Raw genomic sequence first — 4,969 nt, forward strand, 5'->3', positions numbered from 1 at the left:
TGGCCGCCTGCCGTCGTCTGGATCGTGCCGTAATTGTCGACGCGCACGCTGCCGCCGGTGGGGTTGAAGTTGATTCGGAACGCATCGTCCGCGCTGGTGATCGTCGCCCCGGCATTGTTGGTCAGCGCGATCGTGCGGGCGTTCGCGCCGCCCGCGATATTGATCGCGCGGCCCGACGCATTGGTGTTGCGGATCGTGCCGTCGTTGACGATCGTCAACGTGGCCGCGGTGCTGGTCAGCGTCGAGGACAATGCGCTGGTCAGCGTCGCGCCGCTGCCGATGCCATAGCTGCCGCCCGCCAGCGCACCGGTGAGCGCGAGGGTGCCACCCGTCACGACGGTGCCGCCGGTATAGGATTGCGCGCCCATCGTCAGCGTGCCGGTGCCTGACTTGACCACAGCGCCGGCGCCGCTGATCGAGCCACCGAACGTGCTGCTGGCGCTCTGATCGAATTGTAGCGTGCCGGCATTGGCAAAGCTGCCGGTCAGCACGCTGCCGGTGCCGATCTCCGTCGCGCCCGCCGCGATCGTGGTGCCGCCGCTGTAATTCTGCGTGCCGGATACCGTCCAGCGGCCACTGGCGACGGAGAGCGTCTCGATATTGGCGGTACTGCCCAGCGTGCCGGCCCCGCTGCCATTGAGGGTGAGCGAGTCGATGCCCGTACCGCCGTCGATCAGGCCGGTGATCCGTGCGCCGGTGTCGAGCGTGATGCGATCCGCGCCCGAGCCCAGCGCGATCGCGGCGGCATTGCCGCTACTCACCGTACCGCTGACCCGCAGCACGACGTTCGCGCCGCTGCCCGTGATCGCCGCCGCGCTTGCCGCGCTGACGCTGCCGCCGCTCAGCACCGTGATCGCCACGTCACCGCTGCCGGCCTGATAGGTGACGGCGCTGCTGCCGGTGCCCCCGGCGGTCACAGTGCCGGCGATCGACAGCGTCGATCCGCCGCCGATCGCGATCGCGGTCGAATTTGCACCAGCCGTCGATACCGCGCCGGTCGCGCCGATCGTGATCGCCGCGGGTGAGAGGGTCGGGCCGAAGAAGCCGCTGGTCGAAGTGGTGATCGCCGGGGCGAAATCGCCGGCCGAGCGGACGATCCCGTTGATCGTCACGCTGCTGCCGCTGCCGCCGATCGCCACCGCCGCGCTGCTGTTCTGAAATACCAGCGAACTGCCCGCCCCCAGCGTTTCGATCACCCCGCCGGCATTGACGGTCAGCGTGTCGCCTTGCCCCAGCGCCACACCGCGCGCATTGGCGCGGCGCGCGGTGATCGTGCCACTATGATTGATCGTGACGCCACCGCCGGACGCGACGGCGGTCGTGGTGTTGGCATCGAGGATCTGGCTGCCGGCCGCGGTGGTCAGCGTGCCGCCGTTGTTGATGGTCGCCGTCTCGTACCGCACCGAGGCGCCCGCGAACGGATCGTCGAGGCGGACGATCGCGCCGGACTGGACGGTCACCTGCGTGCCGATCACGCCATTGATTTCGGGATTGGGGGCAGCGGCGTCACAGGTGGCGGTCGTCCCCGCGCTGACGCAGCGTGCCTGCGCCGGGGTCGTCACGATCAGGGCAAGAACGCTGGTCGCACCAAGAAAAGCGGCGCGCGCGCCGATGGTCGTTACTGTCACGTGAATGTCCCCCGAAGATTTCATCGACGCTTCACGTAAAGATGCCGCACGGTCAATAGTCTAGTGAAAGCAACATTTCTGTCATAAACTATACCGTCCGTTATCGCCGCACCGGGCGGGCACGTCAGCGCACCGGATAGCCGCTCCAGCGCTTGATCGGCCGGATCGCGAAATAGGTTCGCATCGCGGCGACCTCGGGCAATTGCGACAGGCAATTGCGGTGGATCGCGTCGAAATGCTGCAGATCGCGGGCGGCGACGCGCAGCACGTAATCCGCGTGCCCGGCCATCAGGTCGCATTCGAGGATTTCGTCATAGCGCCCGACCGCTTCCTCGAACCGTTCGAGCACATCGCGATTCTGGCTGGTCAGCGATATCTCGATCAGCGCGTGCAGATCGAAACCGATGCGCACCGGATCGAGCCGCGCATGATATCCCTCGATCATGCCCGACGCTTCGAGCGCCTTGATCCGCCGCTGGCAGCTGGACGGCGAGAGGCCGACATCACCGGCGATGTCGGCGATCGAACGGCTCGAATCACGTTGCAACTGGGCGAGAAGCGCGGCGTCAGCGCGATCGAGCGAATTTTCCATTGTTGAGGGACATAACGGGAAATCCACCCGGCTGCGACCCGCGCCGCGCGCAACTTCGCGCGGATTTGTCATCGGCACTGCGTTATGACGCCCGACAACGGATCACGGCGTGGAATCGAGGAGAGAGACAATGATCGTTGGCACGGTGCGCGAGATCAAGACGCACGAATATCGCGTCGGTCTGACGCCGGAGAGCGCGCGCGAACTGGCCGCGCATGGCCATGATGTGGTGGTCGAAAGCGGCGCCGGGCTGGGCATCGGTGCCACAGACGAGGATTATCGTGCCGCCGGCGCGCGGCTGCTGCCCGATGCCCGGGCGGTGTTCGATGCAGCGGAAATGATCGTCAAGGTGAAGGAGCCGCAGGCGGTCGAGCGGGCGATGCTGCGGCCCGGGCAGGTGTTGTTCACCTATCTGCATCTCGCCCCCGATCCCGAACAGGCGAAAGAGCTGCTGGCGTCGGGCGCCACGTGCATCGCATATGAGACGGTGACCGACCGCAACGGCGCGCTGCCGTTGCTGAAGCCGATGAGCCAGGTCGCGGGGCGCATGTCGATCCAGGCGGGCGCGACCGCGCTGGAAAAGGCCAATGGCGGCCGTGGCGTGCTGCTCGGCGGGGTGCCGGGGGTACGCCCCGGCAAGGTCGCGATCCTGGGCGGCGGTGTCGTCGGCTTCAACGCGGCGCAGATGGCGGCCGGCCTGGGCGCCGACGTGACGATCCTCGATCGCAGCCCTGAGGTGCTGGAACGGCTGGGCATGCATTTCGAGGCGCGCGCCAAGACCCGCTTCGCCAATGCCGCGAACGTCGCGGAGTGCGTCGCGGAGGCCGATTTGGTGATCGGCGCGGTGCTGGTGGCGGGCGCGGCGGCGCCGAAGCTGGTTTCGGCGGATATGTTGAAGACGATGCAGCGCGGCGCGGTGCTGGTCGACGTCGCGATCGACCAGGGCGGCTGCTTCGAAACCAGCCGTGCCACCACCCATGCCGAGCCGACCTATGTGGTCGACGGCATCGTCCATTATTGCGTCGCCAATATGCCGGGCGCGGTCGCGCGCACCAGCACCTATGCGCTCAATAACGTGACGCTGCCGCATGCGCTGCGCATCGCGGAACTGGGCTGGCAGGATGCGCTGCGCCGCGATCCGCACCTCGCCGAGGGACTGAACGTGTGGAATGGCAGGATCACCCACCCGGCGGTTGCCGAGGCATTGGGGATCGAGGGAGTCACGCTGGAAAGCGCGCTGGCCTGATCCCGCCGGCTGCGGCAGGCGGCCGGCGGCAGGCGTGACCATTGCTCTCGGCGTCGCACCCGCATAGTCAGGCGCGATGACCGATACGCTTGCCGCTTCCCCCTCCACGGCCGCCACCACCGGCGCCGAACGCCTCGCCCGCCGGATGGCGCGGGGCGCCCGGTTCCTGGGGGCGGATGTGGCGATCATGGCCGGGGCGATGTCCTGGGTGTCGGAGCGGCATCTGGTCGCCGCCATGTCGAACGCGGGCGGCTTCGGCGTGATCGCCTGTGGCGCGATGACGCCCGACCTGCTCGATGCCGAAATTGCCGCGACCAGCGCGCTGACGACGCGCCCGTTCGGGGTCAATCTGATCACGATGCATCCGCAGCTCGACGCGTTGATCGCGGTCTGCGCGCGGCACCGCGTGGGGCATGTCGTGCTGGCCGGCGGCTTGCCGCCCAAGGGTGCGCTGGAGGCGATCGCGTCATCGGGGGCGAAAGTCATCTGCTTCGCGCCGACGCTGGCGCTGGCGAAAAAGCTGATCCGCTCTGGCGTCGACGCGCTGGTGATCGAGGGAATGGAGGCGGGCGGCCATATCGGCCCGGTATCGACCAGCGTGCTGGCGCAGGAGATGCTGCCGGATATCGCCGAACAGGTGCCCGTCTTCGTCGCCGGCGGGATCGGGCGTGGCGAGGCGATCGCGGGCTATCTCGATATGGGCGCGGCGGGGGTGCAACTCGGCACCCGCTTCGTCTGCGCGACCGAATCGATCGCGCATCCCAACTTCAAGAAGGCGTTCATCCGCGCCAGCGCGCGCGACGCGGTCGCGAGCGTGCAGATCGATCCGCGCCTGCCGGTGATCCCGGTGCGCGCGCTGAAGAATGCCGGCGGCGAATTGTTTACCGCCAAGCAGCGCGAGGTCGCGCAGGCGCTCGACGAGGGCAGCGTCGCGATGGCGGAGGCGCAGTTGCAGATCGAACATTATTGGGCGGGTGCGTTGCGTCGCGCGGTGATCGACGGCGATATCGAGCATGGCAGCGTGATGGCGGGCCAGTCGGTCGGCATGGTCACGAAAGAGGAGCCGATCGCCGACATCATCGCGACGTTGATGGAGGAGGCTGCACAGGCGCTCGACAAACGCGCCCGATAAGCGCCGGTTTTACGATGCGTTAACTATATTCCGCCAACCTTTTCCGCATGATGGATCGGAAGAGGCCAGTGATGCACCGTTATGCCCTGTCGGCGTTCGCGCTGGCCCTGCTGGCTGGATGTGGCAAGGCGCCGCCGCCCGCCGTGGCGGTCGCGCCGACGGTGCCGCCCCCGCCGGTGCTGATCCCCGCGCCGATGCCGGCCGGTGCGCGGGCCGGCATGATGATCCCGCCACGGCGCACGGACGGGACATGGGCCACTCCCAACCGCGACCTGTCGGCGGCGGGGACGATCTGGCACCTCCGCGCGGCGCTCAACGTCGCCGCGCTGGCCTGCCGGGGGCCGCGCGAGGCGACCATGGTCGCCCAATAC

At 68.1% G+C, this 4,969-nt stretch carries 4 protein-coding genes and 1 pseudogene; 3 read left to right on the forward strand and 2 right to left on the reverse strand.

The genetic code is table 11. The features are described 5' to 3' along the window. A partial coding sequence (locus ACFDSW_RS15210) for a beta strand repeat-containing protein (protein WP_375251120.1) occupies positions 1–1,628 on the reverse strand: 1,628 nt, incomplete at its 3' end. Between the two features lie 124 nt (positions 1,629–1,752). Beyond that, positions 1,753–2,220, reverse strand: a complete 468-nt coding sequence (locus ACFDSW_RS15215) for an Lrp/AsnC family transcriptional regulator (RefSeq protein WP_375251121.1) — start codon at positions 2,218–2,220, stop codon at positions 1,753–1,755. A 130-nt stretch (positions 2,221–2,350) separates the two neighbouring features. On the opposite strand from ACFDSW_RS15215, the gene ald reads away from it, so the two are divergent. The 3 genes and pseudogenes from ald to ACFDSW_RS15230 form a co-directional block, all read left to right on the forward strand. Continuing rightward, a complete protein-coding gene (gene ald, locus ACFDSW_RS15220) occupies positions 2,351–3,466 on the forward strand; it encodes an alanine dehydrogenase (RefSeq protein WP_375251122.1) in 1,116 nt (371 codons plus the stop codon). Positions 3,467–3,542: 76 nt separating this feature from the next. Continuing rightward, the gene (locus tag ACFDSW_RS15225; RefSeq protein ID WP_375251123.1) at positions 3,543–4,598 is read left to right on the forward strand and encodes an NAD(P)H-dependent flavin oxidoreductase; all 1,056 of its coding nucleotides are present in this window, start codon (positions 3,543–3,545) and stop codon (positions 4,596–4,598) included. Between the two features lie 71 nt (positions 4,599–4,669). Beyond that, positions 4,670–4,969: pseudogene (locus tag ACFDSW_RS15230) on the forward strand (hypothetical protein); the annotation flags it as partial.

Origin of the sequence: Sphingomonas sp., assembly GCF_042091075.1 — a bacterium.
Lineage (GTDB): Bacteria > Pseudomonadota > Alphaproteobacteria > Sphingomonadales > Sphingomonadaceae > Sphingomonas.

What these genes read in the sequence shown, in the direction of transcription:
- ACFDSW_RS15215 (WP_375251121.1), bottom strand. Translation starts at nt 2,220, where the DNA reads ATGGAAAATTCGCTCGATCGCGCTGACGCCGCGCTTCTCGCCCAGTTG.
- ACFDSW_RS15225 (WP_375251123.1), top strand. Translation starts at nt 3,543, where the DNA reads ATGACCGATACGCTTGCCGCTTCCCCCTCCACGGCCGCCACCACCGGC.
- ald (WP_375251122.1), top strand. Translation starts at nt 2,351, where the DNA reads ATGATCGTTGGCACGGTGCGCGAGATCAAGACGCACGAATATCGCGTC.